General features: G+C 43.2%; 24 protein-coding genes. All 24 read left to right on the forward strand.

Going from position 1 to position 25,615, the window contains the following annotated elements:
- Positions 1 to 36 precede the first annotated feature (36 nt).
- Complete coding sequence (locus HMPREF2926_RS08690) at positions 37 to 474, forward strand: GNAT family N-acetyltransferase (protein WP_070587372.1); 438 nt, start codon at positions 37 to 39, stop codon at positions 472 to 474.
- Between the two features lie 66 nt (positions 475 to 540).
- On the forward strand, positions 541 to 2,367 hold the full coding sequence (gene lepA, locus HMPREF2926_RS08695; RefSeq protein WP_009731117.1) for a translation elongation factor 4: 1,827 nt from the start codon (positions 541 to 543) through the stop codon (positions 2,365 to 2,367).
- Between the two features lie 154 nt (positions 2,368 to 2,521).
- Positions 2,522 to 3,166 (forward strand): hypothetical protein, encoded by a 645-nt coding sequence (locus HMPREF2926_RS08700; protein WP_070587373.1) that lies wholly within the window; start codon positions 2,522 to 2,524, stop codon positions 3,164 to 3,166.
- An 84-nt stretch (positions 3,167 to 3,250) separates the two neighbouring features.
- Positions 3,251 to 3,745 carry a YkgJ family cysteine cluster protein gene (locus HMPREF2926_RS08705; protein ID WP_003001664.1) on the forward strand — a complete coding sequence of 165 codons (495 nt, stop codon included), beginning with the start codon at positions 3,251 to 3,253 and terminating at the stop codon, positions 3,743 to 3,745.
- Positions 3,745 to 4,434 carry a pyrimidine 5'-nucleotidase PynA gene (locus HMPREF2926_RS08710; RefSeq protein WP_070587375.1) on the forward strand — a complete coding sequence of 230 codons (690 nt, stop codon included), beginning with the start codon at positions 3,745 to 3,747 and terminating at the stop codon, positions 4,432 to 4,434. Before HMPREF2926_RS08705 ends, HMPREF2926_RS08710 begins: the two co-directional genes overlap by 1 nt.
- A gap of 123 nt (positions 4,435 to 4,557) precedes the next feature.
- Positions 4,558 to 4,830 (forward strand): 30S ribosomal protein S16, encoded by a 273-nt coding sequence (gene rpsP / locus HMPREF2926_RS08715; RefSeq protein ID WP_003007475.1) that lies wholly within the window; start codon positions 4,558 to 4,560, stop codon positions 4,828 to 4,830.
- 20 nt (positions 4,831 to 4,850) lie between these two features.
- On the forward strand, positions 4,851 to 5,090 hold the full coding sequence (kphA, locus tag HMPREF2926_RS08720; RefSeq protein WP_003001620.1) for an RNA-binding protein KphA: 240 nt from the start codon (positions 4,851 to 4,853) through the stop codon (positions 5,088 to 5,090).
- Between the two features lie 42 nt (positions 5,091 to 5,132).
- Positions 5,133 to 5,465, forward strand: coding sequence for a MazG nucleotide pyrophosphohydrolase domain-containing protein (locus tag HMPREF2926_RS08725; protein WP_070587376.1), 333 nt, complete (start codon positions 5,133 to 5,135; stop codon positions 5,463 to 5,465).
- 75 nt (positions 5,466 to 5,540) lie between these two features.
- A complete protein-coding gene (locus HMPREF2926_RS08730; protein ID WP_070587378.1) occupies positions 5,541 to 6,323 on the forward strand; it encodes an alpha/beta fold hydrolase in 783 nt (260 codons plus the stop codon).
- Between the two features lie 36 nt (positions 6,324 to 6,359).
- Complete coding sequence (gene rimM / locus HMPREF2926_RS08735; protein ID WP_070587379.1) at positions 6,360 to 6,878, forward strand: ribosome maturation factor RimM; 519 nt, start codon at positions 6,360 to 6,362, stop codon at positions 6,876 to 6,878.
- A complete protein-coding gene (trmD, locus tag HMPREF2926_RS08740; RefSeq protein ID WP_070587380.1) occupies positions 6,868 to 7,584 on the forward strand; it encodes a tRNA (guanosine(37)-N1)-methyltransferase TrmD in 717 nt (238 codons plus the stop codon). Before rimM ends, trmD begins: the two co-directional genes overlap by 11 nt.
- Positions 7,585 to 7,721: 137 nt before the next feature.
- Complete coding sequence (locus HMPREF2926_RS08745) at positions 7,722 to 10,043, forward strand: CAP domain-containing protein (RefSeq protein WP_070587382.1); 2,322 nt, start codon at positions 7,722 to 7,724, stop codon at positions 10,041 to 10,043.
- 229 nt (positions 10,044 to 10,272) lie between these two features.
- Positions 10,273 to 11,016 carry a DeoR/GlpR family DNA-binding transcription regulator gene (locus HMPREF2926_RS08750; protein ID WP_003001800.1) on the forward strand — a complete coding sequence of 248 codons (744 nt, stop codon included), beginning with the start codon at positions 10,273 to 10,275 and terminating at the stop codon, positions 11,014 to 11,016.
- Positions 11,013 to 11,924, forward strand: coding sequence for a 1-phosphofructokinase (pfkB, locus tag HMPREF2926_RS08755; protein WP_049472531.1), 912 nt, complete (start codon positions 11,013 to 11,015; stop codon positions 11,922 to 11,924). Before HMPREF2926_RS08750 ends, pfkB begins: the two co-directional genes overlap by 4 nt.
- Positions 11,921 to 13,888, forward strand: a complete 1,968-nt coding sequence (locus HMPREF2926_RS08760) for a PTS fructose transporter subunit IIABC (protein ID WP_070587384.1) — start codon at positions 11,921 to 11,923, stop codon at positions 13,886 to 13,888. Before pfkB ends, HMPREF2926_RS08760 begins: the two co-directional genes overlap by 4 nt.
- Positions 13,889 to 14,019: 131 nt before the next feature.
- The gene (locus tag HMPREF2926_RS08765) at positions 14,020 to 14,394 is read left to right on the forward strand and encodes a DUF1149 family protein (protein WP_070587385.1); all 375 of its coding nucleotides are present in this window, start codon (positions 14,020 to 14,022) and stop codon (positions 14,392 to 14,394) included.
- Positions 14,395 to 14,397: 3 nt separating this feature from the next.
- The gene (locus tag HMPREF2926_RS08770) at positions 14,398 to 15,246 is read left to right on the forward strand and encodes a DegV family protein (RefSeq protein ID WP_070587387.1); all 849 of its coding nucleotides are present in this window, start codon (positions 14,398 to 14,400) and stop codon (positions 15,244 to 15,246) included.
- 10 nt (positions 15,247 to 15,256) lie between these two features.
- Positions 15,257 to 16,024, forward strand: a complete 768-nt coding sequence (gene dapB / locus HMPREF2926_RS08775; protein ID WP_070587388.1) for a 4-hydroxy-tetrahydrodipicolinate reductase — start codon at positions 15,257 to 15,259, stop codon at positions 16,022 to 16,024.
- Positions 16,021 to 17,232, forward strand: coding sequence for a CCA tRNA nucleotidyltransferase (locus HMPREF2926_RS08780; protein WP_070587389.1), 1,212 nt, complete (start codon positions 16,021 to 16,023; stop codon positions 17,230 to 17,232). Before dapB ends, HMPREF2926_RS08780 begins: the two co-directional genes overlap by 4 nt.
- A complete protein-coding gene (locus HMPREF2926_RS08785; protein ID WP_070587391.1) occupies positions 17,229 to 19,097 on the forward strand; it encodes an ABC-F family ATP-binding cassette domain-containing protein in 1,869 nt (622 codons plus the stop codon). The genes HMPREF2926_RS08780 and HMPREF2926_RS08785 overlap by 4 nt, the downstream gene beginning before the upstream one ends.
- Positions 19,098 to 19,106: 9 nt before the next feature.
- Positions 19,107 to 19,625 (forward strand): hypothetical protein, encoded by a 519-nt coding sequence (locus HMPREF2926_RS08790; protein WP_024055631.1) that lies wholly within the window; start codon positions 19,107 to 19,109, stop codon positions 19,623 to 19,625.
- Between the two features lie 86 nt (positions 19,626 to 19,711).
- Positions 19,712 to 20,671, forward strand: a complete 960-nt coding sequence (locus tag HMPREF2926_RS08795) for an ROK family glucokinase (RefSeq protein WP_021153285.1) — start codon at positions 19,712 to 19,714, stop codon at positions 20,669 to 20,671.
- Between the two features lie 90 nt (positions 20,672 to 20,761).
- Positions 20,762 to 21,601, forward strand: coding sequence for a thymidylate synthase (locus tag HMPREF2926_RS08800; RefSeq protein ID WP_070587393.1), 840 nt, complete (start codon positions 20,762 to 20,764; stop codon positions 21,599 to 21,601).
- 202 nt (positions 21,602 to 21,803) lie between these two features.
- On the forward strand, positions 21,804 to 25,615 hold a 3,812-nt coding region (locus tag HMPREF2926_RS08805), incomplete at its 3' end, for a CshA/CshB family fibrillar adhesin-related protein (RefSeq protein WP_256263031.1).

Here is a 25,615-nt window from a genome sequence, read left to right on the forward strand (position 1 = left end):
CTAAGATAAGAGCAAAGAGTTCATGGAGGTGGAGCTATGATTCGTACTGTTCAAGTCAAAGATGCAGGTCAAATTAGAGATTTATGTCACCAGTCTTTGGGTTATGATTCAACCCTTGAGAAAGTTGCAGCTCAGATTGATAAATTTAATTTGCCAGATTCAGATCATTTTTGCTTTGTTTATGAAGAGGAACAAACAGGAAATATTCTTGGTTATGTGGAAGCGGAAGTCTATGAAAGCCTTTATAGTGACGCTGGTTTAAATATTTTGGGTCTTGCGGTTTTTCCATCTGCTCAAGGACGTGGGATCGGTCGCCAATTGATGGAGCGAGTTGAAGAACTTGCCAAAAGCAAGCATTATGCTTTTATTCGTTTAAATTCTGCCTCTCATCGAAAAGAAGCTCATCTCTTTTACGAACGAATAGGCTATGAGGGTAATAAAACGCAGAAGCGATTTTTGAAAATAATGAATTAAGATAGGCAAAGGCCTATCTTTTTTGTTATAATGAAGAGTACGATTAAATTTACTAGGAAGATGATTATGCCAAATTTTGAAGAATTAAAAAAACGACAAGAGAAGATTCGGAACTTCTCGATCATCGCCCATATTGACCATGGAAAGTCAACCTTGGCCGATCGAATTTTAGAAAAAACCGAAACCGTGTCTAGTCGGGAAATGCAAGCCCAACTTTTAGATAGTATGGACTTGGAACGGGAACGTGGGATTACCATCAAGCTCAATGCCATCGAGTTGAACTACACGGCTAAAGATGGGGAAACCTATATCTTCCACTTGATTGACACACCAGGACACGTGGACTTTACCTATGAGGTTTCGCGGTCGCTTGCTGCCTGTGAGGGAGCCATTCTCGTAGTAGATGCCGCTCAAGGGATTGAAGCTCAGACCCTAGCCAATGTTTACCTGGCGCTGGACAATGATTTGGAAATCCTGCCAGTTATCAATAAAATCGACTTGCCAGCTGCAGATCCAGAACGGGTGCGCACAGAAGTAGAAGATGTCATCGGTCTGGATGCCAGTGAAGCTGTCCTAGCCTCTGCCAAGGCTGGTATCGGGATTGAAGAGATTTTGGAGCAGATCGTTGAGAAAGTTCCAGCACCGACGGGTGATGTTGAAGCCCCTCTTCAAGCCTTGATCTTTGACTCTGTTTATGATGCCTATCGTGGGGTAATTCTTCAAGTCCGAGTGGTCAATGGAATGGTTAAACCAGGCGATAAGATCCAACTCATGAGCAATGGCAAGACCTTTGATGTCACTGAAGTTGGGATTTTTACTCCTAAAGCAGTTGGACGTGATTTCCTGGCAACTGGGGATGTTGGCTATATTGCGGCCTCTATCAAGACCGTTGCGGACACCCGCGTCGGAGATACGGTGACCCTAGCGACCAATCCAGCAAGTGAGCCACTACATGGATACAAGCAAATGAATCCAATGGTCTTTGCTGGTCTTTACCCGATTGAATCCAACAAATACAATGATCTTCGTGAAGCTTTGGAAAAACTGCAATTGAATGACGCCAGTCTTCAATTTGAACCGGAAACTTCTCAGGCCCTTGGTTTTGGTTTCCGTTGTGGTTTCTTGGGTCTCCTTCATATGGACGTTATCCAGGAGCGTTTGGAGCGTGAGTTCAATATTGACTTGATTATGACGGCACCGTCTGTTATCTACAAGGTTAATTTGACAGATGGAGAAGCACTGGATGTCTCCAACCCATCTGAGTTCCCAGATCCAACCAAGATCGCTTCGATCGAAGAACCGTATGTCAAAGCCCAAATCATGGTGCCACAAGAGTTTGTTGGGGCTGTCATGGAATTAGCCCAACGCAAACGTGGGGACTTTGTGACCATGGACTACATCGATGAAAATCGGGTGAATGTCATCTATCAAATCCCACTAGCTGAAATTGTCTTTGATTTCTTTGATAAATTGAAATCCTCTACTCGTGGCTATGCGAGCTTTGACTATGAGTTGTCTGAATACCGACCTTCTAAATTGGTTAAAATGGATATCCTTCTCAATGGCGATACTGTCGATGCCCTCAGCTTTATCGTTCACAAGGACTTTGCCTATGAACGTGGTAAGTTGATCGTTGAGAAACTCAAGAAGATTATCCCTCGTCAACAGTTTGAAGTGCCTATCCAAGCGGCGATCGGTCATAAGATCGTGGCCCGTACAGATATCAAGGCCCTTCGTAAGAACGTCTTGGCCAAGTGTTATGGTGGGGACGTCTCCCGGAAACGCAAGCTTCTTGAAAAACAAAAAGCTGGTAAGAAACGGATGAAAGCGATCGGATCTGTAGAAGTACCACAGGAAGCCTTCTTATCTGTCTTATCAATGGATGAAGAATAACGTTTAAAGTGCCTCAAAAGGGCGCTTTTATTTTAGGTTTGAAAGAAATAAACTGAATTAGAAAGGTTGGATCAGATGTGACACTTATCCTATTTTAAAATACCCACATTCATGGTAGACTAGAAGAAAGAAACCGTTCTCAAGGAGGTTGAGCATGAAACACAAATTATTGGTCACATCACTGACGATTCTTTCTACCTGCACATTAATGGCTTGTAGTCACACCACTCAAAAGGACACAGCAGCTTCTTCTACAAAAGAAAGTAGCAGTAAAGTCGAAAAGCAAACAAGTAGCTCTTCGTCAAAGAATACTGCTTCTACAAAGAAAAACACTTCCAGTCAAGAAACCAAGCGAATTGGAAATGCAGATTATGGATACATCGATATTCCAAGTAAATGGTTCAAGTTCACGGATATCGATGGGACAGAAGCTGTCCAATATACAGATGGCAGTGGCTATAATATTGTCACCTTGAACAGCTTTACGCGGGAAAAGGCCAAAGTTCCTGCGGATATCGAGTTTAATGCTGAATTTCTAGCCAAGAAACTGGCCGTAATGTGGCAAGATAACCAGGATGTTGATAAGATGACGGGAGCGCGGACTAAAGTCGCAGGTCTGGACGCCTACCAGCTTCAAATTGTCATGAAATCTGGTCAATACCTGATTACCTGGATCTTCCAGAAGGGTGAAAAAGTTTATACCATTTCTTTTGAAGGGGATGCAGAAACCTTGAAAACCTTTATCCCATACATCGAAAACACTTGGAGCCTAGATGGAACAGGCGCTGTAACGGATTGATGAAGTGAGATAGATCGCAGGATCTATCTTTTTTCACGTTCTTTGTGGTATAATGCTTCTATTGTTTAGAAGAGGAAATAGAGGATGACACAGGAAATTGATATTGAAAAATACCATCAGTTAGCTCTCCAAAAGCAAAAGGAGCACCGCAAGGTATTGGCAAATCTCAAGAAGAAGCCACCTAAGAATTTAGATAAAATAGCTCAGGAAATCCACGATGAAGTTTTCCAAGAAATCGACTGTACGGCTTGTGCTAATTGCTGCAAAACCTTAGGGCCCGATTTTAAGGAAGCGGATATCACGCGGATCGCCAAATATTTCAAGATGAAGCTTCCTGCCTTTGAGGCAGAATTTCTTCAAGTTGACGAAGATGGGGACAAGGTTTTTAAATCCATGCCTTGCCCCTTTCTTGGTGGGGACAATCTCTGTTCCATTTATGATGTACGCCCAAAAGCTTGTCGGGAATTCCCTCACACCGATCGCAAGAAGATTTATCAGATCAACCATCTGACCATCAAGAATACCCTCACCTGCCCAGCAGCTTATTTATTTGTAGAAAAATTGAAGGATCGTTTGTAATGGCATATACATTTTTACTTTTTGATTTGGACCATACCTTGTTGGACTTTGAATCTGCTGAAGAAACAGCCTTGACGCAGATGTTAGAAGACATGAATTTTCCAGATGTACAGGCCTTTAAGGATTACTACAAACCCATGAACCAAGGTCTTTGGAAGGATTTGGAACAAAAGAAATTGACCAAGCAAGAACTAGTGGATAGTCGGTTTGCGATTGGGTTTGCCCACTTTGGGATTTCTGTTGATGGGGCTGAGATGGCTCTTCACTACCAAGATTACATCAGTCTTCAAGGGCAGTCTTTCCCCGGTGCTGAGGACTTACTGGCTCGACTTGAAAAAGCAGGTTACCAGCTCTATGGTGCAACGAACGGAGTGACTGCCATTCAAGAAGGACGCTTGGCTCATTCTACAATTGCTTCTTATTTCAAAGAGGTCTTTATCTCTGAGCAGCTTCATACTCAGAAACCAGAACCTGCATTTTTGGACAAAGTTGGCCAACTGATTCCAGGTTTTAGCAAGGAAGAGACCCTCATGATCGGTGATTCCTTGACGGCGGATATCGCAGGAGGCCATGCTGCGGGGATTGATACCGTCTGGTATAATCCTGATCACAAGGAAAATACTAGCCAGGTAGTGCCGACTTATACCGTTCGCAACTATCAAGAAATCGCCGATTTACTGATAAAATAAAAAATTTTAAATACTGTCAAGTTTTTTTCTTGACAGGTCTATAAAATGTGTTATAATAGATCATGTGCTAAATAGCTTGTCTATTTCACCGAAAATTAAAATATAGAAAAGAGACTTATAAAAATGGCAGTTAAAATTCGTTTGACTCGTATGGGTTCTAAGAAAAAACCTTACTACCGTATTAACGTAGCAGATTCACGTTCACCACGTGATGGACGTTTCATCGAAACAGTTGGAACTTACAATCCACTTGTTGAAGAAAACCAAGTAACTTTGAAAGAAGACCGCGTTCTTGCATGGTTGGCTGATGGAGCTCAACCTTCAGATACAGTTCGCAACATCCTTTCAAAAGCTGGTGTGATGAAGAAATTCCACGATTCTAAATTCTCAAAATAATTTTTTAAGTAGGTTGATGTATGGATACGATTGAAAATCTCATTATTGCAATTGTGAAACCCTTGATTTCACAACCGGATGCTTTAACCATCAAGATCGAAGATACTCCTGAATTCTTGGAGTACCACCTTGACCTTGATCCTAGCGATGTTGGTCGTGTAATCGGTCGAAAAGGTCGCACCATTTCTGCGATAAGAACGATTGTCTACTCTGTCCCAACTGAAGATAAAAAAGTAAGAATCGTTATTGACGAAAAATAAGAAAAGCGTGACAAGGTCTCGCTTTTTTTGCAAGGAGAAGGAATGAGAGATTTAACAGTTAGACAACTAGAGGAATACTTACTTGATCATTACCAACAATCTAGAACAGAAGAAGGACTTTTTATCAAACTAGTAGAAGAAGTTGGAGAAGTCGCTGAGGTTTTAAATGGACGTTCAGGTAGAAAAGAGGGTGTCCAAGATTCAAACGAGGAATTGGCAAAGGAGTTGGCAGATGTCATTCACTACACAGTGGCAATTGCAGCTATTAACCATATCGACTTAACGAAGACCATTTTTGAAAAAGACAAGAAGGCAGCCATCAAGTATCAGCATGAACAAGATTTGGAAGGTTTTTTAGTAAAAAAGGGCATTTGAGAAAATCCCTTGAACGTGATAAAATAAAACCTAAGAATGTTAAGTGAATGGTTGTTCAGAAGGAGTTATTTTGATATGAACCGATTTGAAGTATCTACAAAGATTGGTTGTCTATCTGTTACTTATAAAAAGGGAAATAAAATACTAGTTTGTTTAAATGGTGCTGGTTTGATACCAAGTTATGAAAATTTCCTACCAATACTTGAAAAACTTCCTTCCTCAATGGGTTACTTAACGATTGATTTTCCGAATACAGGTAGGAGTCCGATTCATAGTCAAACAGGACTTAATTTGGATAATCTTGTTGAAGCGGTATACGAAATCCTGAAGGGATTGGAAATTTCCAATTATATACTTTGTGTTCATAGTTTAAGTGGTGTTTTGGCTTTAAAGTTAATGAGTAAACCAATTAAGTGTCAAGCTTTGATAGCAATTGAACCAACAACCAAAAATATAATGTTTGCTGATTTTTCAAAAAATCCTTATCCAGAAATGGAAGAGCAAATGAGAATGATCGAAGAATGTGGTCCGGAAAATTATTTTAAGGGGCTAACTCAAGCAACATTTGAAGCTGAAACTGAAAAACTGATTTGGAAATTGATGGAAGAAAAGAGCTTAGAATTGGAAAAGCAAGTTCCTGGATTTCAGCTATCTGTAAATATTACTGCTGAAGATTTTGATAGTTCGTTCTTAGCAGATAATATTCCTATTTTCATATTTTGTCAGGCATATAGAGAAAAAGAGTACAGAGATTCAGAATATTGGAGTACTAAAACAAAACTCATTCTAGGTGGAAATCATCACTATCTACAGTGGTCAGAGTCGGAAAAAATTGCAACTATTATTAGAGACTTGTAGTGATAAACTAATTAAAAGAGGAATGTAAATAATAAAATGAACTACTTTAATGTTGGGAAAATTGTCAATACCCAAGGCTTACAAGGTGAGATGCGGGTCTTGTCTGTGACAGACTTTGCGGAAGAGCGCTTTAAAAAAGGAGCAGAGTTGGCTCTCTTTGATGAAAAGGATCGTTTTGTCCAAACGGTAATCATTGCTAGTCACCGCAAGCACAAGAACTTTGATATCATCAAGTTTAAGGATATGTACCATATCAATGCCATCGAGAAATTCAAAGGCTTTAGCCTCAAGGTTGCGGAAGAAGACTTGACGGATTTGGACGAGGGTGAGTTTTATTACCATGAGATCATCGGCCTTGATGTATACGAAAATGACCAACTGATCGGTCAGATCAAGGAGATCCTGCAACCAGGAGCCAATGATGTCTGGGTGGTCAAACGCAAAGGCAAACGAGACCTTCTTTTGCCTTATATCCCACCAGTGGTGCTCAATATCGATATTCCAGGAAATCGGGTGGATGTAGACATCTTAGAAGGGTTAGACGATGAAGATTGATATTTTAACCCTCTTTCCAGAGATGTTTTCGCCTTTGGAGCACTCTATTGTCGGAAAGGCGCGTGAAAAGGGACTTCTCGAGATCAACTACCATAATTTCCGTGAAAACGCAGAGAAAGCCCGTCATGTGGATGATGAACCTTATGGTGGCGGGCAGGGCATGCTCTTACGTGCTCAGCCCATCTTCGACGCCTTTGATGCGATTGAAAAAAAGAATCCGCGCGTGATTTTGCTGGACCCTGCTGGTCGGACCTTTGATCAAAGTTATGCAGAAGAATTAGCTCAGGAAGATGAATTGATCTTTATCTGCGGTCACTATGAGGGCTACGATGAGCGGATCAAGACCTTGGTAACGGATGAGATTTCACTGGGGGATTATGTGCTGACAGGTGGGGAACTTGCTGCCATGACCATGATTGATGCGACAGTCCGCTTGATTCCAGAGGTGATCGGCAAAGAGTCCAGTCACCAGGATGATAGTTTCTCGTCTGGACTTCTAGAATACCCTCAATACACACGGCCTTTTGAATACAGAGGAATGACAGTTCCCGATGTTCTCATGAGTGGTCATCATGAAAATATCCGTCAGTGGCGCCTCTATCAGAGTTTGAAAAAGACCTTAGAACGTCGGCCAGACTTGCTAGAAAACTATGAGTTGACAGCAGAAGAAGTGAAGATGTTGGAACAAATTAAACAAGAAGACTAACAGCGTCAGCTGTTTTTCTTTTGCTCCAAAATTTTATGAAAAAAACTTTTTAAACCTACTAGTTATTGGTAACAAAATGTGGTATGCTAAGGGGTAGAGAAACTTCAAGAAATGATTCAGTTTTGGGGGTGAGTTTAATGGGAAAGAAATTAGGAAAATCGGTTTTCACGACGGGGATTGCCGCAACAACGGTCCTATCTGGTATGTTTAATCACAAGGCTAGTGCCGAAGAGGTGAAGCAAAATGAAAATGCAGAAACCAACAGTACAGAAGTATTCGAAAAACCAATTACGGTCGATGAGTTGAAGCAAATTACAGCTCAAAAAGGCCAAGTGGTGAAAGATGTCCACTACCAAGAGCAAAAAGTGATCGATGCTCAAACGGAAGTCAAAGCTGCTGGACAAGAACTGGAAGAAAAGAAAGCAGAAGTGACGGATGCGGAAAACCTCATCGCAACGACATCGGATGCCCAAGTTCAGAATGCAGAAAATGACGTCAAGGTGGCTCAAGCCTATGTGACTATCGAAGAAAATAAGGTTCGAGAAGCAGAAGCTGCCCATGACCAAGTCGTAGAGGCTGTTCGTCAACAGGAAAATCAGGTTACTGCTCAGGAATCTTTGGTCGATGTAGCACAAAATGAATTGAACCAAGCCAAAGCACCGATTTCAAATGATGAGAATGTGCTCAACCAAGCTCTGTTGGAGCAAAGTCAAGTCGAGCAAAGTATCCGAGAATCTCAGAATTACCTTGCAACCTTGCAAGCGAGTCAGCAAACCGGTTCAGATACAGTGGCTCAAATTGAGAGCGATATTCAACTGGCTCAAACGCGTCTGACAGATTTGAAAGCGGTCATCGCAACCAAAGAAGCAGAATTGGCAGCTTTAGAACAAGCCGCGGCCAATAGCCCAGTTCAGTTGAGTCAAGCGACTTATGAAGGTTATTTGCAACACTTAGCAGACAATGGCAATGAAGCTGCAGCGAGCGCTTTAGCCCTCTACAAACGTGGTCGGGAAGAAGATGGCTTGACAGTTGGAGAGTCTGGCTCTTTGCAAGCCAACCTTCGAGCTCTTGAAATTGCCGATGCCATCAATAGCTATCGTCGGAATGCCGGCTTGCCTGAATTGGAACTGGATCCTTATTCCCTTCCTGCCAGCCAAGTACAGTTAGAATACTTTAAGAAAGCCAACTGGCATATGTTTAAGTATTTGCCAAATGAGAACATTGCATATGGCTTCTCACCTGCTGGTGCGGTTGACTTTTGGTACAATGAAAAAGCGGCTTATCAAGAAGTAGCGGCTCAATATGGTCTACCAACAGACGAAACTCAAATCGATGCCAATGATATCTATATGAAGATTGGTGCTGAGGCCTTTGCTAAGGTTGGTCACTACCTCCAAATGGTAGACAACAAAGCGACAGCTTTATCAGTCGCTTATGACCCAAGTAATGCCATGTCAGAAGCAGCCTTCTTACACAGCCCAGTCCATTCAGCAGTGTCAACCAGTGCACTCGCTTATCAATTGCGTCAGGGAGCTGGGGCCACGACGACAAGATCAGATGTGAAAGCAAAATCTGATGAAGTCGCTAATCTCAAGTTAGACAAGGCCAACCAAGAGTCTCAAATCATTATCTTGCAAGGCAAATTAGAAGATGCCCGCCATGCTAATTCAAATGTGGCAGTAGAGATGTCCAATGTCCAAAAGACCATCCAAAATTACAAGATTCTTCTCGTTAGCAAGGATCATGCAGTTGAAAAAGCAAAAGCGACTCTTGATGTATCTCGAGGTCGGATTGAAGCAGCAATCCAACCAAAAGAAGCAGCCCTTCAAAAAGCGAAAGATTTGTTGGCAGCTGCGCGTGAGAAATTAGATCGTTTAAAAGCGGAAGAAGCAGAAAAAGCCCAAGTCGTTCAAGAAGCGCATGAGGGCTTGAAGGCGGCGCAAGAGCGCCTGGTTGCTGCTGAAAAACGTCTTTCTGACTTTAAAAATGCTCCAGAATTATTGGTAAAAGCCCAATCTGTTCTATCAGCTGCGGTGGCTAATTTAGAGAATAAAAAAGAAAAATTGGAAGCAGAATTCACAACCCTTCAATCTTATCAAAGTGTCATGGAACTGTTGAATTCCCAATATGAAGATCTAGCGTCACGAATGGATCCAGCTATTTTAGAAGCAGCAGATATGCCAATGGATATCCGCTCAAGCAATCCAACAACTTTCTCGGATAGACCAACGGTTCTTCCAACAACTACCAATAGTCCACAAGTGCAAGCACCAACAGCTAGTCCAGCTCCAAAACAAGAAGCTAAAGTAGAAGAAATCAAACCGAAAAAAGAAAACAGCCAAGCTGTGGCTGGATCTGATTCCTCCAAATATGCAGTAGCAACAACAGGTGTTGCCGTTGGGTTACTTGCTGGATTGTTTGGTTTCAAGAAAAAGAAACAATCTTCAAAAAATGATTAAGACATACCGAAGATAGAGTGGATGCTTAGACACTTTATTGCTTAAACTCTTCAAAGAAGATATATGAGGGTGGGAAAAGAACTCTTTTAACAAAATGAGTTCTTTCCTGCTCTTTTTTTGTACACTTTTAGAATTTTTGAAAGAAAATGATAGAAATTGATAAAAAGTGTTGACATTTTTTGGAGATGGAGTATAATAGTCCTTGTAATCGATTGCAAAAGGAGGAGAAATGCTTAAGTCTGAACGAAAACAATTCATCCTCGAGAAGGTACTGAAGGAAAAATTTGTTTCCTTAGAAACCCTTGTACAAGAGCTAGGGACGTCTGAATCAACGGTTCGACGTGACTTGGATGAATTAGAAGCTGAAAGTAAACTTCGCCGGGTTCACGGCGGTGCGGAAAGCCTGCATTTTCTTCAAGAGGAAGAAAGCAATAAAGAAAAATCTATCAAAAACATTCAAGTTAAGTCAAAGATCGCTGTAAAAGCGGCGGAATTGATCAAAGATCATGATGTGATCTTTATCGATGCCGGGACGACCAATGAACTTTTGGTACAAGAAATTGTCAATCCAACGGTAACTGTGGTGACCAACTCGATTCACCACGCGACCAAGTTGGTCGAGCGAAATGTTCCAACGGTCATCATCGGTGGGAAGGTAAAATCTTCTACAGATGCTAGTATCGGAGGGATAGCGCTCAATCAGATCGGTCAGTTGAATTTTGACAAGGCCTTTCTTGGAATGAATGGAATCGACGATGAATTTTACAGCACTCCAGACCTGGAAGAAGGATCTGTCAAGCGTGCGATTATCGAAAATGCGAAAAAAACCTATATCCTAGCGGATGATTCAAAAATTGGGGTGACATCCTTTGTCAAAGTGGCTCCTATCAAGCGAGCCATGATTATCACCAATCAATGTGAACCGCAACGATTAAAGGTTTTAAAAGAAAAAACGGAGGTTATAGAGGTTTGATTTATACAGTTACACTGAATCCAGCAATTGACTATATTGTCCGTCTCGATCATGTAGAGACAGGAGCGGTCAATCGGATGGCTTCGGAAGATAAATTCGCCGGTGGTAAAGGGATCAATGTCAGTCGTGTTTTGAAGCGTCTCGATATCGAGAACACAGCGACTGGATTTATCGGTGGTTTCACTGGACGCTTCATTGAAGACGTATTGACTAGCGAAGCCATTTCAACCAACTTTGTGACAGTGGACCAAGATACACGGATCAATGTCAAGATCAAAGCTGATGAGGAAACAGAGATCAATGGGAATGGCCCAGAAGTGACGGAAGCTCAGTTGCAAGAATTGCTCAACATCTTATCGAGCTTAACAGCAGATGATGTGGTAGTTTTTGCAGGATCTGCCCCATCTTCACTTGGCAATGCCGTTTACAAACAATTGATCGCAGCAACTCGTGCGACAGGTGCGCAAGTCGTTTGTGACTTTGAAGGGCAAACCTTGATTGATTCCTTGGAGTTCAATCCCCAATTGGTCAAACCAAACAACCATGAGTTGGGAGATATTTTTGGCGTTACCTTGACGGAATTGCCAGAAATTGAACGCTACGCCAAAGAAATCTTGGCCAAGGGTGCACAAAACGTCATTATTTCCATGGCGGGTGATGGCGCTCTTCTGGTAAGTCCTAGTGGTACTTACTTCGCAAAACCAATCAAGGGTCAAGTGAAGAACTCTGTCGGGGCTGGAGATTCCATGGTAGCAGGCTTTACTGGGAAGCTCGCAACGACAGGAGACGTCATCGAAGCCTTCAAATGGGGAGTGGCTTGTGGCACAGCGACCACCTTCTCAGATGATTTGGCGACAGCGGACTATATTAAAGAAACTTATGAAAAAGTAGAGGTAGAAAAACTATGAAAATTCAAGACGTTTTAAATAAAAACGTGATGTTGTTTGACCTTCAAGCAACAGATAAAGAAGGCGTGATCAATGAGATGATCCAATCGCTCGTTGACAATGGTGTGGTGACAGATTTTGAAACTTTCAAAGCTGGGATTATGAACCGTGAAGCACAAACTTCAACTGGTTTGGGTGACGGAATTGCCATGCCACACAGCAAAAATGAAGCAGTCAAAGAAGCAACGGTCTTGTTTGCAAAATCAAACAAGGGTGTGGATTACGCATCTCTTGATGGTCAACCAACAGACTTGTTCTTCATGATTGCAGCTCCAGAAGGAGCAAACGATACTCACTTGGCAGCCCTTGCTGAATTGTCTAAGTACTTGATGAAACCAGGATTTGCGGACAAACTTCGCCAAGCAAGCACTCCTGATCAAGTGATCGCTGCCTTTGATGCAGAAGAGCAAGAAGCTGCAGCTGAAGAAGCAAAAAAAGCGGAAGCAGTCAAAGAAGCAGCTTCATCTGACAAACCGCTTATCGTTGCCGTTACAGCATGTACAACAGGGATCGCCCACACTTACATGGCAGAAGAAGCCCTCATCAAAAAAGGGGAAGAAATGGGTGTTACGGTCCGCGTTGAAACCAACGGTGCATCAGGTGTCGGCAACCGCTTGACAGCTGAAGAAATCGCCAAAGCTGAAGGGGTCATCATTGCAGCAGATAAAGCAGTTGAAACCGCTCGTTTCGATGGCAAAAAATTGATCTCTAAACCAGTCGCAGCCGGTATCCGTCAGACAGAAGACTTGATCCAAACCATCTTGGACGGCAAAGCAGATGTCTTCCACGCTGAAAATGCAGCACAAGCTAGCGCTAGCCAAGAAAAATTGAGCTTGGGTGGAGCCTTCTACAAACACCTGATGAGCGGGGTTTCTCAAATGCTTCCATTCGTTATCGGTGGTGGTATCTTGATTGCCCTTGCCTTCTTGATTGACCAAGTTCTTGGTGTTCCTCAAGATCAATTGTCTAGTCTTGGTTCTTATCATGTATTAGCAGCACAATTTAAAACAATTGGTGGAGTAGCCTTTGGCTTCATGCTTCCTGTACTTGCAGGTTACATTGGATTCTCAATCGCTGAAAAACCTGGTTTTGTAGCAGGGTTTATCGCTGGATCTATTGCTAGCTCAGGGTCAGCATTTGGAAATATCGCCTACGGTGCTGCTAAAGGTGAATTACCAGCAGCCGTATCATCTGGTTTCCTTGGTGCCTTAGTTGGTGGTTTCCTTGCAGGTGGAATTGTTCTCTTACTTCGCAAAGCCCTTGCAGGTCTTCCACGTTCACTCGATGGTATCCGCTCTATCCTTCTCTTACCATTACTTGGTGTTGGTTTGACAGGATTCTTGATGTTCCTCATCAATATTCCAATGGCTGCTATCAATACTGGTCTTAATAACTTCCTTTCAAGCTTGTCAGGTAGCTCAGCTGTCCTTCTTGGACTTCTCGTCGGCGGTATGATGGCTGTCGATATGGGTGGACCAGTTAACAAAGCCGCTTATGTCTTCGCTACAGGTACACTTGCTGAATCTGTTGCTTCAGGTGGTTCTATTGTTATGGCAGCCGTTATGGCAGCTGGTATGGTTCCTCCATTGGCAGTATTCGTAGCAACTGTATTGTTTAAAGATAAATTCACACAAGAAGAACGCGATTCAGGTTTGACAAACATTGTTATGGGTCTTTCCTTCATCACAGAAGGTGCCATTCCTTTCGGTGCAGCTGACCCAGCTCGTGCCATCCCTAGCTTCATTGCAGGTTCAGCATTGACAGGTGCCCTTGTTGGTCTTGCAGGCTTGAAACTCATGGCTCCTCACGGAGGAATCTTCGTTATCGCTCTTACATCAAATCCACTTCTATACATCTTGTTCGTATTGATCGGTGCAGTCGTAAGTGGTATCTTGTTCGGATTGCTTCGCAAACCTAAAAACTAAATATGACTAAAAGGTTGGGAATGCCCAACCTTTTCTTCTTGTACAAGTGAAAAAATCACCTCATTCGGCGTTGGTATCTTGAGCTGAATTATGATATAATAAGCCTATCGCATATTTTTAGGAGAATAAAAATGGATATTCAACGTGAAAAAGAATTTGTCAGCCAATACCACTATGACGCTCGTAATTTTGAGTGGGAAAAAGAAAATGGCATCCCTGAAACAAAAGTAGATGTAAACTTTCAATTGATCAATCGTGATCAAGAACAAAACACGACTTCTTTGATTGTCGTCTTGAGCTACATGATCGTTTTTGACGGTTTTGTGATCAGTGGAACTATCACTCAAATCAACCACTTGTTTGGTCGTTATGTCAATGAACCAAGTGAATTCAGCAAAGACGAAGTGGAAGAATTGGCTCGCCCTTGCTTGAATATGCTCAACCGTTTGACTTATGAAGTCACAGAAATTGCCCTCGATTTACCGGGTATTAATTTGGAGTTTTAATCAATGAAATTAGCAGTGATAACGGATTCGTCTGCCTATTTACCGCAAGACGTGCTCCATCACGACGACTTATTTATTTTAGAGATCCCGATCTATATTGATGGGGAGTCTTATGTTGAAGGGAAGAACCTGACACACGATGAGTTCTACCAAAAGATGGCGGCGTCTAAGGAATTGCCAAAGACTAGCCAGCCGAGTGTTGCAGAGTTAGAAGAAGTCTTATCTGGTTTGACAGCTAAGGGCTATACGCATGCTATCGGTCTTTTCTTATCATCTGGTATTTCTGGTTTCTACCAAAATATCCAATATTTGAAGGATGAATTCGAAGGCTTGACCGTCGAATTTCCGGACTCAAAAATCACCAGTGCTCCTCTAGGAATGATTGCAGAAGACTGCTTGAAATGGGCTGGTGAAGGCCGTTCCTTCGATGAGATTGTTGCCAATGTCCAACACCAGATTGATGGAACCTCTGCCTATATCATGGTGGATGATTTGAACCACTTGGTTAAAGGTGGTCGTCTGTCAAATGGGGCTGCCATTCTTGGGAACCTCTTGAGCATCAAGCCTATTCTTCATTTTAATGATGAAGGCGTGATTGAGGTCTTTGAGAAAATCCGGACGGAAAAGAAAGCCATGAAACGCTTGGTAGAGATTGTTGTATCAGATATCGCAGATGGTCATTACCAAGTCTTTGTCATCCATGCCAATGTCCCTGAAAAAGCAGAAGCACTTCGCCAACTGCTCATTGAAGAAGGAGTGGAAGGTGATATTCCTTTTGCTACTTTTGGAGGGGTTATTGGGACGCACTTAGGTGACCATAGCTTAGCTGTTGGGTATATCCCTATCGTTTAAGGAGAATTCTATGTCAATTAAAGTCATTATCGCAGGTTTCAAGGGAAGAATGGGACAAGCAGCCTACAAGATGGTTTCTGAAGATCCTGAGTTAGAATTAGCTGGCTTGATCGATCCATTTACTGATGAGACAGAGGTTGCAGGAGTCCCTGTCTTTAACCGCAAAGAAGATCTTGTGGGTCTAGAGGCAGATGTTTGGGTAGATTTTACCATGCCCAAGGTCGCTTACGAAAATACTCGCTTTGCAATTGAGAATGGCTTTGCGCCTGTTGTGGGAACGACTGGATTCACTCCTGAGCAGATCCAAGAATTGACAGACCTTTCACGTGAAAAGGGCTTGGGTGGCCTGATCGCGCCGAACTTTGCCATTGGAGCCGTGCTCTTGATGCAATTTGCAGCGCAAGCAGCCAAGTATTTCCCAAATGTGGAAATCATCGAATTGCACCACGATAAGAAAAAAGATGCACCGAGTGGAACAGCAATTAAGACAGCTGAGTTGATCTCTGAGAAGCGCGAGAAGATCCAGCAAGGTGCAGCAGATGAAGAAGAGTTGATGCCTGGAGCTAGAGGGGCAGAGTTTGAAGGGATGCGCATCCATTCGGTTCGATTGCCTGGCCTAGTCGCTCACCAAGAGGTGATTTTTGGTAGCCAAGGCGAAGGGTTGACTCTCCGTCATGATTCCTATGATCGTGTTTCCTTCATGACAGGAGTAAATCTAGGGATTAAAGAAGTTGTCAAGCGTCATGAGCTTGTCTATGGTTTGGAACACTTACTATGAGATTAGAAAAGATGCCTTCTGAGTTTCAGGAGGCTTTACCAATATTAGAGAAGATTAAAGCAGCTGGTTTTGAGGCCTATTTTGTAGGGGGATCTGTCCGTGATGCCCTCTTGGATCGTCCCATTCACGATGTCGATATCGCTTCCTCCTCATACCCAGAAGAGACCAAGGCGATTTTTGATCGCACAGTAGATGTCGGTATCGAACATGGGACCGTCTTGGTCCTTGAAAATGGGCAAGAATATGAAATTACGACCTTCCGGACGGAGGATGTCTATGTCGATTATCGCCGTCCAAGCTCCGTGTCTTTTGTGCGCTCACTAGAAGAAGACCTCAAGCGTCGTGATTTTACGGTCAATGCCTTTGCCTTAAATGAAAAAGGAGAGATTGTTGACCTCTTTCATGGACTAGAAGATTTAGAAAACAAAGTCCTTCGGGCCGTTGGGCTTCCTCACGAACGGTTTAACGAAGATGCGCTCCGGATCATGCGAGGCTTTCGTTTTCAAGCCAGTCTCGGCTTTGAATTAGAAGAGGCGACCTTTGATGCCATGAAGGAGTGTGCTCCCTTACTAGAGAAAATTTCAGTAGAGCGCACTTTTATCGAGTTTGATAAACTCTTGCTTTCTCCATACTGGAGACAAGGCTTGGAGGCTATGCTAGCCAGTGGAGCTTATCACTATCTGCCAGAGATGAAGGATCGCAAAGAAGCGATCGAGCGTTTGTTTGACATAGAGTTGGAATATACCTTTTCAACTTCTGAGCAAGCCTGGGCTGCTTTGGTCTTAGCACTAGAGATTCAAGATATTCCAAAATTCTTTAAGAAATGGAAGACCTCTAGAGACTTTGCCAAGACGGTGGAGCAGATCGTGGAGATTCTAAAACTTCGAGAAAATGGAAGTCTAGACAAGCGTGCCTGCTACAAGTATGAGAAGCGTTTGTTGCTAGTGGCTGAAGAGCTTCGTGAAGCGTATGCCTTGAGTGTGGATTATTTGGCCATCGAGCGCGTTTATGATAGCTTGACCATTCATGATAAGCATGAAGTGGTGGTCAATGGCGGTATGCTGATCAAAGACTACGGCTTTCAACCAGGTCCAGCTTTAGGAGAGATGTTGACAAAGATTGAATATGCCATTGTCGATGGGGAACTGGCCAATGAGAAAGAGTCCATCATTGCCTATATCCAGCAAGCAAAAGAGGAGGAAAAATGAGCGATTTTATTGTCGATAAATTAACCAAATCTGTCGGAGATAAGACCGTCTTTCGTGAGATTTCCTTTATCATTCATGACTTGGATCGGATCGGATTGATCGGGGTCAATGGGACTGGAAAGACCACTCTGTTAGATGTGTTGTCAGGTCGCTCTGGCTTTGATGGAGATGTGAGTCCTTTTTCTGCCAAGAGTGATTATACGATTGGTTATTTGACTCAGGAACCAGACTTTGATGATCAAAAGACGGTTCTGGATACAGTGTTATCTAGTGATTTACGCGAAATGCAGCTGATTCGCGATTACGAGTTCTTGATGGCGGATTACCGAGAAGAGAACCAAGCACGTCTTGAAAAGGTCATGGCGGAGATGGATTCGCTCAATGCTTGGGAAATCGAGAGTCAGGTTAAGACAGTCCTTTCAAAGCTTGGAATTGAAGACTTGAACGCCAAAGTTGGGGATCTATCTGGGGGCTTGCGTCGTCGGGTGCAACTGGCCCAAGTTTTGCTGTCCCATCACGACCTGTTCTTACTAGATGAGCCGACCAACCACCTGGACATTGATACTATCGAATGGTTGACCAATTTCTTGAAGAACTCTAAGAAAACCGTGCTTTTCATTACCCACGATCGCTATTTCTTGGATAATATCTCGACGCGGATCTTTGAGTTGGATCGAGGTGGCTTGATCGAGTATCAGGGCAATTACCAGGATTATGTCCGCTTAAAGGCTGAGCAAGATGAGCGTGATGCAGCCCTTCTTCATAAGAAGCAGCAACTCTATAAGCAGGAGTTGACCTGGATGCGGCGGCAACCCCAGGCGCGTGCGACCAAGCAACAGGCACGGATCAATCGATTCCATGATCTCAAGCAAGACTTGTCTGGTCAAAGCAACCAGACAGATTTGGAGATGAACTTTGAGACCAGCCGGATTGGTAAGAAAGTCATCGAGTTTAAAGAGGTCGATTTCGCCTATGAAAACAAACCCATTCTCCAAGGATTCAACCTTTTAGTTCAAAATAAGGATCGCATCGGGATCGTCGGAGATAATGGTGTCGGGAAATCGACCCTACTCAATTTGATCGCTGAGCGACTACAGCCTCAGTCTGGGCAAGTCATTATCGGGGAAACCGTCCGAGTGGCTTATTTCTCACAACAGATTGATGGTTTGGATGAGAGTAAGCGCGTGATTAATTTCTTACAAGAAGTTGCCGAGGAAGTGAAGACGACTGTCGGAACAACTTCGATCGCAGATCTCTTGGAGCAATTTCTCTTCCCACGTTCTATGCACGGAACCTTGATTGAAAAACTCTCCGGTGGGGAGAAGAAGCGCCTTTTTCTTTTAAAACTCTTGATTGAAAAACCCAATGTGCTTCTCCTCGATGAGCCAACCAATGACTTGGATATCGCTACCTTGACGGTTTTGGAAAACTTTCTTCAAAACTTTGGAGGTCCCGTCATTACCGTTAGCCACGACCGCTATTTCCTAGACAAGGTGGCAAGCAAGATCCTGGCTTTTGAAAATGGGGGCATTCGGGAGTTCTTTGGCAATTATACGGATTATCTGGATGAGAAAGCCTTTGAAGCAGCTCAAGTAACGGCCAGTCACAAGGTTGAAAAAGAGAAACCTGCTAAGCCAAAAGAAGAGAAGAAGCGCATGAGCTACATGGAGAAGCAAGAGTGGGCAAGCATTGAAGCAGATATCGAAGCCATTGAAAATCGGATCGCAGAGATTGAAGTGGAGATGAATGAAAACGGCTCTGACTTTGGCAAATTGTCAGCCCTTCAAAAGGAATTGGATCAGGAAAATGAGCGATTGCTTGAAAAGTACGATCGCTATGAATACCTGAGCGAATTAGATGAATAAGGAGGCACTATGAATCAATTGAACCGGATATCCCTTGGGATTTCAGCCACTATTTTTACCATTATCGGTATCGTCTTGTTTATCAATCCGATTGAGCACATCGGCTCATTTAGCTGGTTGATTTCTTGTGGCTTCTTTTTAATTTCCCTTTCGCGTTTTTCACGCTATTACCGATTGCGCCAAGCTGGTATCATTCAGCAACAACAGCTCTTTCACAGTATGGTCGCCTTGGTTTTTGCGGTCTACTTACTGCTTTATGGCTACAAGACCTTGCCGATTGTCTTTCCAGTCACTTTAGGAATTTGGCTGATCTACCGTTCGATTCTAAACTTCCGAAAAGCCAATTTCTACTCGAGAAAGGTTGAAGAACTGTCCAAGCGTTATATTTTCTTTGCCTTGCTACAGCTCTTCATCGGCTTATTCTTAATCGTTAGTCCGCTTTCGATTAGCGTCTTTCTATTAAATATTATTGGCTTGATTTTCCTCATTTTAGGATTTCAATCCTTTAGTCTCTTGTTAAAAAGTTAAGAAAAGTTACGTGCAAACCTTTGCGTTTGATAAAAAGTCTGATATAATAGATCTGTAAGTGTTTACAAGTTTGAAAGGAGTTACAGATGTCTAAAAAAATTATTGGGATTGACCTTGGGGGAACTTCAATTAAGTTTGCTATCCTTACTTTGGATGGGGAAGTTCAAGAAAAATGGTCTATTAAAACAAATATCTTGGATGAAGGTAGCCATATCGTGGATGATATGATCGAATCCATCGCGCATCGTTTGAAAATGCTTGAACTTGATGCTTCTGAGTTCCAAGGAATTGGAATGGGTTCACCTGGTGTCGTTGACCGTGAAAAAGGTACAGTTATCGGTGCCTACAACTTGAACTGGAAGACCCTTCAACCAGTCAAAGAAAAGATCGAAAGTGCCCTTCATATTCCATTCTTTATCGACAATGATGCCAACGTTGCTGCTTTGGGTGAGCGTTGGAAAGGGGCTGGTGAAAACCAACCAGATGTTGTCTTCATGACCCTTGGTACAGGTGTCGGCGGTGGGATCGTCGCTGAAGGTCGTCTCTTGCATGGTGTACGTGGAGCTGCTGGTGAGCTTGGTCACATCACTGTTGACTTTGATGATCCAATCCAATGTACCTGTGGTAAAAAAGGCTGTCTTGAAACGGTTGCGTCTGCAACAGGTATCGTCAACTTGACTCGTCGTTATGCAGACGAGTACGAAGGAGATTCTCAATTGAAAGTCTTGATCGACAATGGTGAAGAAGTGACCGCTAAAACAGTCTTTGATCTAGCAAAAGAGGGTGATGCTCTTGCTTTGATCGTTTATAAGAACTTCTCACGTTACCTTGGACTTGCTGCAGCCAATATTGGTTCAACCTTGAACCCATCTAAGATCGTTATCGGTGGTGGGGTATCTGCTGCCGGAGACTTCCTCTTGGACGGCGTGCGCAAGGTCTTTGAAGAAAACTCATTCCCACAAGTACGTGAATCTACTCAATTGGCGCTTGCTACATTGGGAAATGACGCCGGTGTGATCGGTGCTGCATCCCTTGTATTACAATAAGATGAAATGGAGATCTGGCTCGTGCTGGGATCTCCTTTTTTTCTGTCTCCTGTGATATAATGAAGACAAAACTGGATTCAAGGAGAGTATATGACAAAAGCAGATACAATTTTTAAAGAAAACATTCGAAAAATCATGGAAGAAGGAGTCTGGTCAGAGCAAGCCCGTCCCAAGTACAAGGATGGTAGAACTGCCAACTCCAAGTACATCACGGGAGCCTTTATGGAATTCGACCTCGCAAAAGGTGAGTTTCCTATCACGACACTTCGTCCCATCGCGATTAAATCAGCTATCAAAGAGATGCTCTGGATCTACCAGGATCAGTCGAATAGCTTAGATCTTTTAGAAGACAAGTACAATGTCCACTACTGGAATGATTGGGAAGTAGGTGATAGCCGGACAATCGGTCAGCGCTATGGAGCTGTTGTCAAAAAGCATGACATTACGAATAAAATCCTCAAGCAATTAGAAGCCAATCCTTGGAATCGCCGCAATATTATTTCCCTCTGGGATTATGAAGCCTTTGAGGAGACCGACGGACTCTTGCCCTGTGCTTTTCAGACCATGTTTGACGTACGGCGCGTGGATGGGGAGATCTATCTAGATGCAACCTTGACCCAGCGTTCGAATGATATGTTGGTGGCTCACCATATCAATGCCATGCAGTATGTAGCCCTACAGATGATGATTGCTAAGCACTTTGGCTGGAAGGTTGGGAAGTTCTTTTACTTCATCAATAACCTTCATATCTATGACAACCAATTTGAACAAGCAGAGGAATTGCTCCGTCGCGAGCCCTCTGATTGCCATCCGCGCTTGGTCTTGAATGTGCCAGACGGGACCAATTTCTTTGATATCAAACCAGAAGATTTTGAATTGGTCGATTATGATCCAGTGAAGCCACAGTTGAAGTTTGATCTTGCGATTTAAAAAAATTACACTTTTTCCGTAGCTTGATCTATAGCTTATATACTTTTGTATGTAAAAGTATATAAGCTAAATTTTTTTACTCATTTTTCAGTCAAAATGTTTTGAATATTGTTCGGGTTTTGTTAAAATAGATAAGATTTGGGGAAAACTAAACAATTTAAAAAAGAATGTTAATTTATGGATAAATATGGAGGTCCACTAGATGGGGAAAGACTTATTTAATGATCGTATTAGCAGATTCTCAATTCGTAAATTGAATGTGGGTGTTTGCTCTGTCCTTCTCGGAACACTTGTCATGGTTGGGACAGCCGCAAGTGCAGCCGCAGAAGAAAAGACAGATACGACAAGTGAAAGTGTAGCAGCAGTTGCAACAGCGTCAGAAGCGTCCGCAACGTCTACAGCTACTTCAGCAGCATCAACTGCACCAGCTACATCGACTTATGATGCAAACCCAGTCGTCACTGCACCAGCATCATCAACTGCCGTAGCATCTACAAGTGTCGCTTCAAGCGCGAGCACAGCAGCATCTGCTGCCTCAACTGCTCCAGAAACATCAACAGCTTCTGAAACACCAAGCTTATCAGTTGCTACACCAGCAAACAATGCCGCAGGAGCAACTTCAACAAGTGCAGCTAAAAAAGAAACACCAACTCTTTCAGCTGGACAAGGTGTACCAACAAACAATACACTAGCCACTGAAGAGACAGCACAAACTTCTGGTAAACGCCGTAATCGCCGTGCATTGGGTGACGCAAACGATCCAAACCTCATCGCGGATGATGTCCAAGATGCCACTTCAACTCCAAAGGTAGAAAAACCAGGCTTTACAACAAATATCAAAGCTACAGACTTGGCCAGCCAAATCGCTTGGTTGGACTTTGGCGATACAGCTAGCTGGACAGGAACGACGACAACATCGAAAGGGGAACTTGCTCTCCAGGTCGGCGCGACCTACACCAAGGAAATCATGCCTGGCTATGTGGTCAAGATCAAGGTTAAATCCTTAAAACCCTTCCAGGCGACAGAACTTTATAAAAAACGTCTTGAAGAACGAGGAGCGACTGAAGCTGAAAAGGCTACCTATGATCCAAATGCCAGAAATGGTTATATGAATGCGACTAATACAGCTGCAACGAAAGCAGCTTTTAGTGCTGGTGAAGAAGCTAAAATTATTGCCGAAGCTCAAAACCGTTGGACAGAAATAAGAGGTGAAGGCATCAATACTGGCACTAAAAAAACGACCATCAGTTCCGAGTTTGAAGGCGGAAATATTGGTGTTCAGTTTGAAATATCTGCGACCTTCCGTGGCAAAGCTGTAAAACCTGCCATTGTCATGGCAGATGGTGAGTCCGCTAACCCCAGTGAATTGGTTATGTTCACCACAAACGGAGAAGGTTGGCAACACATTGGGGAGTGGTATAAATATGGAAATAAAAATACCAAAACTTTTATTCCACAAGATACAGACAATTTATTTGGCTCAAATCCTTCCACTGTTATAGATGGTTTGAGTTTCTATAGGACGAACCTTGATCTAATTCGACGTTCAGATCAAGTGGGGCCAGATAAAAAAGCAGTTGCTTGGAAGTACTTTGGAAGTGCCGATTTAACAACTGGGGGTCTCGGAACAGGGGTCTTCGGGCCAAATATTTCTGCAAGTAGTGTTGCAGTTCCTCTTGTCATGACAAAAGGAGCGTCCGAAGTTGGCTTGTATATCGCATCTTCAGGTAAACAATCAGCCATGCTTGGATTCTTCCCACTTGATGAAGGGGATGCACCAGCGTCTTATGGGAAGGCTATCCACTCTATCGCAACTGTAGACGGTGTTACGGGAGCTAAAGTAAATCAACCGTATCTTGGTCACTTGAGTCCAGATATGGATGAAAACAATACCCTCGACTGGTTTGGTGATGATAAGGCAACTACGGCTGACGAAGGAGTTGATCAATTGCTCCCAGCTGAGCTCAAAGGGACAACCAATGAGATGATCAAGATGGACCGCACTCGTCCAGGAAACTACACTATTTCGGTGGAAGCTCACACAGGTGGGGCGCCTAAAGCGCATATTTATGGCTGGATTGACTTTAACCAAAACGGAACCTTTGATGAAGACGAACGCTCTGACTTGGCTACTATTACCAAGGATGGAACCGTTACCCTAAGTTTCACTAAGAGCAAAACCTATATCGATCCAAGTGTCAATGAACTAGGCGTCCGCTTGCGAATTGCTAAGGATGCTGATCAAATCGAGAGTCCGACAGGAATGGCTTTCTCAGGGGAAGTTGAAGACTTCAGAACTCAGGTTACTCACCCACCAAAAGGGGAAGTCAAAGAAACAACGGGCCTTCAAGGCGAAAAACAAAGCTCTACTGTAGCCTTTACGGCTCGTGGTCTCTATAAGTATAGTCTTACAGATAAGGCTCAGATTGACCAAACAGTAGCTCCACAGATGGTGGACAACCGTACAGGTCAAGTCGTCACACCAGGAGCAGATGGCTACTATGCTGTGCCTGGTCAAGGGAAATACAAGATCACACCAAACGGGACTTCAGTGGATGTTGAGTTCATTCCGGAAGATCACTTCTTAGGAACAGCGGATGGTATTTCGATCCGTCGTACAGATAACAACGGCTATGACACTGGTTGGTCAACAAAATTCCCAGCTGATGAAGCTAACGTTGATACTGTTTTGAATACCATGGATGGTCTTTATATCCCAACTGTTACACCAACTGATATTGAAGGAGTAGATAAGACTTCGACAGATGTCCAAGGTGCGACTCAAACAGGTACACCAACCTTTAACACAACGACAACGAATGCTAATGGCGAAAAGATCTCTGTTACTCCAAGTTTGGAATACCCTGCTAAATTGGTGGATCCAGCGACTGGTCAAGTAACCAATGCAACCTCTGTAACAGTAGCAGGCGAAGGAACATATAGCATTGACGATGCTACTGGTAAAGTAACCTTTGTTCCAGAACCAGGATTCACAGGTACAGATCAAGGTGTTACCGTATCAGTGACAGCTCCTGTCGGAAGAGATAAAGACGGTACCGTCCGTGATGAATACCTTAAGACAGCGACAGCTAAGTACACACCAACGGTTACTCCAATCACAGTGACTCCTACAGACAAGGTTTCTGCGGATATTCAAAATGTTCCTCAAACCCAAACACCAACCTTTGATTTGAGTAACGATAAGACTGCTGAAATCACAAGCAAGAAATTGGTGGATCCAGCAACTGGTCAACCGACTGATGAAACAACTGTAACAGTAGCAGGGGAAGGTACATATACAATCGATCCTACTACAGGAGCAGTGACCTTCACACCTGAAAAAGACTTCGTTGGAACTGCAACTGGTGTGACAGTTCAAGCAACTGCAACGATTACCAATGCGAACGGTAAGACAGCAACCATCACTTCAGATGCAACCTACACACCAACAGTTGTAGCCGCTGTTCCAACAGCTAACCCTGCAACTTCAAAAGATATCCAAGGTGCGACTCAAACTGGAACACCAACCTTTGCTGGAACAACTGTTCAAGTCAACGGTGAAGATAAGGCTATTACAATCAAAGATAATAGCTACACGCTTTTGGATAATGATGGCAATGAAGTAACAAGCACACCAGCTTATGCTGCTGATGGTACGACTGAAATCGGTACTTACTCAATCGATCCTACAACTGGTCAAGTAACCTTCACACCGACTGATAAATCTTACACTGGTGCAGTGACACCAGCCAAGGTTCAAGCTGAAAGTTCTAACGGTATCAAGGTAGATACAACTTACACACCTGAAATCGTTCCTGTCACACCAACAGCAACTCCAGTTGAAACAGAAGATATCCAAGGTGCCACTCAAACAGGTAAACCTGAATTCAAGGGTGGAACAGTAACCATTGATGGGGTTGAGAAGACAGTAGCCATCAACGAAAATGTTCCAGCAACCTTCGAAGATGGTTCAACTACGAAGAATGTAGACGGTGTAGGTACTTTCACAGTAGC

The sequence above is a fragment of the Streptococcus sp. HMSC078D09 genome, from assembly GCF_001813675.1.
Lineage (GTDB): Bacteria > Bacillota > Bacilli > Lactobacillales > Streptococcaceae > Streptococcus.

Coding starts and splice junctions, on each gene's coding strand:
- HMPREF2926_RS08745 (WP_070587382.1), top strand. CDS start 7,722: ATGGGAAAGAAATTAGGAAAATCGGTTTTCACGACGGGGATTGCCGCA.
- HMPREF2926_RS08690 (WP_070587372.1), top strand. CDS start 37: ATGATTCGTACTGTTCAAGTCAAAGATGCAGGTCAAATTAGAGATTTA.
- HMPREF2926_RS08795 (WP_021153285.1), top strand. CDS start 19,712: ATGTCTAAAAAAATTATTGGGATTGACCTTGGGGGAACTTCAATTAAG.
- HMPREF2926_RS08760 (WP_070587384.1), top strand. CDS start 11,921: ATGAAAATTCAAGACGTTTTAAATAAAAACGTGATGTTGTTTGACCTT.
- HMPREF2926_RS08750 (WP_003001800.1), top strand. CDS start 10,273: ATGCTTAAGTCTGAACGAAAACAATTCATCCTCGAGAAGGTACTGAAG.
- HMPREF2926_RS08730 (WP_070587378.1), top strand. CDS start 5,541: ATGAACCGATTTGAAGTATCTACAAAGATTGGTTGTCTATCTGTTACT.
- HMPREF2926_RS08725 (WP_070587376.1), top strand. CDS start 5,133: ATGAGAGATTTAACAGTTAGACAACTAGAGGAATACTTACTTGATCAT.
- HMPREF2926_RS08780 (WP_070587389.1), top strand. CDS start 16,021: ATGAGATTAGAAAAGATGCCTTCTGAGTTTCAGGAGGCTTTACCAATA.
- HMPREF2926_RS08700 (WP_070587373.1), top strand. CDS start 2,522: ATGAAACACAAATTATTGGTCACATCACTGACGATTCTTTCTACCTGC.
- lepA (WP_009731117.1), top strand. CDS start 541: ATGCCAAATTTTGAAGAATTAAAAAAACGACAAGAGAAGATTCGGAAC.
- HMPREF2926_RS08765 (WP_070587385.1), top strand. CDS start 14,020: ATGGATATTCAACGTGAAAAAGAATTTGTCAGCCAATACCACTATGAC.
- HMPREF2926_RS08800 (WP_070587393.1), top strand. CDS start 20,762: ATGACAAAAGCAGATACAATTTTTAAAGAAAACATTCGAAAAATCATG.
- HMPREF2926_RS08790 (WP_024055631.1), top strand. CDS start 19,107: ATGAATCAATTGAACCGGATATCCCTTGGGATTTCAGCCACTATTTTT.
- HMPREF2926_RS08770 (WP_070587387.1), top strand. CDS start 14,398: ATGAAATTAGCAGTGATAACGGATTCGTCTGCCTATTTACCGCAAGAC.
- rpsP (WP_003007475.1), top strand. CDS start 4,558: ATGGCAGTTAAAATTCGTTTGACTCGTATGGGTTCTAAGAAAAAACCT.
- kphA (WP_003001620.1), top strand. CDS start 4,851: ATGGATACGATTGAAAATCTCATTATTGCAATTGTGAAACCCTTGATT.
- HMPREF2926_RS08710 (WP_070587375.1), top strand. CDS start 3,745: ATGGCATATACATTTTTACTTTTTGATTTGGACCATACCTTGTTGGAC.
- rimM (WP_070587379.1), top strand. CDS start 6,360: ATGAACTACTTTAATGTTGGGAAAATTGTCAATACCCAAGGCTTACAA.
- dapB (WP_070587388.1), top strand. CDS start 15,257: ATGTCAATTAAAGTCATTATCGCAGGTTTCAAGGGAAGAATGGGACAA.
- HMPREF2926_RS08785 (WP_070587391.1), top strand. CDS start 17,229: ATGAGCGATTTTATTGTCGATAAATTAACCAAATCTGTCGGAGATAAG.
- trmD (WP_070587380.1), top strand. CDS start 6,868: ATGAAGATTGATATTTTAACCCTCTTTCCAGAGATGTTTTCGCCTTTG.
- HMPREF2926_RS08705 (WP_003001664.1), top strand. CDS start 3,251: ATGACACAGGAAATTGATATTGAAAAATACCATCAGTTAGCTCTCCAA.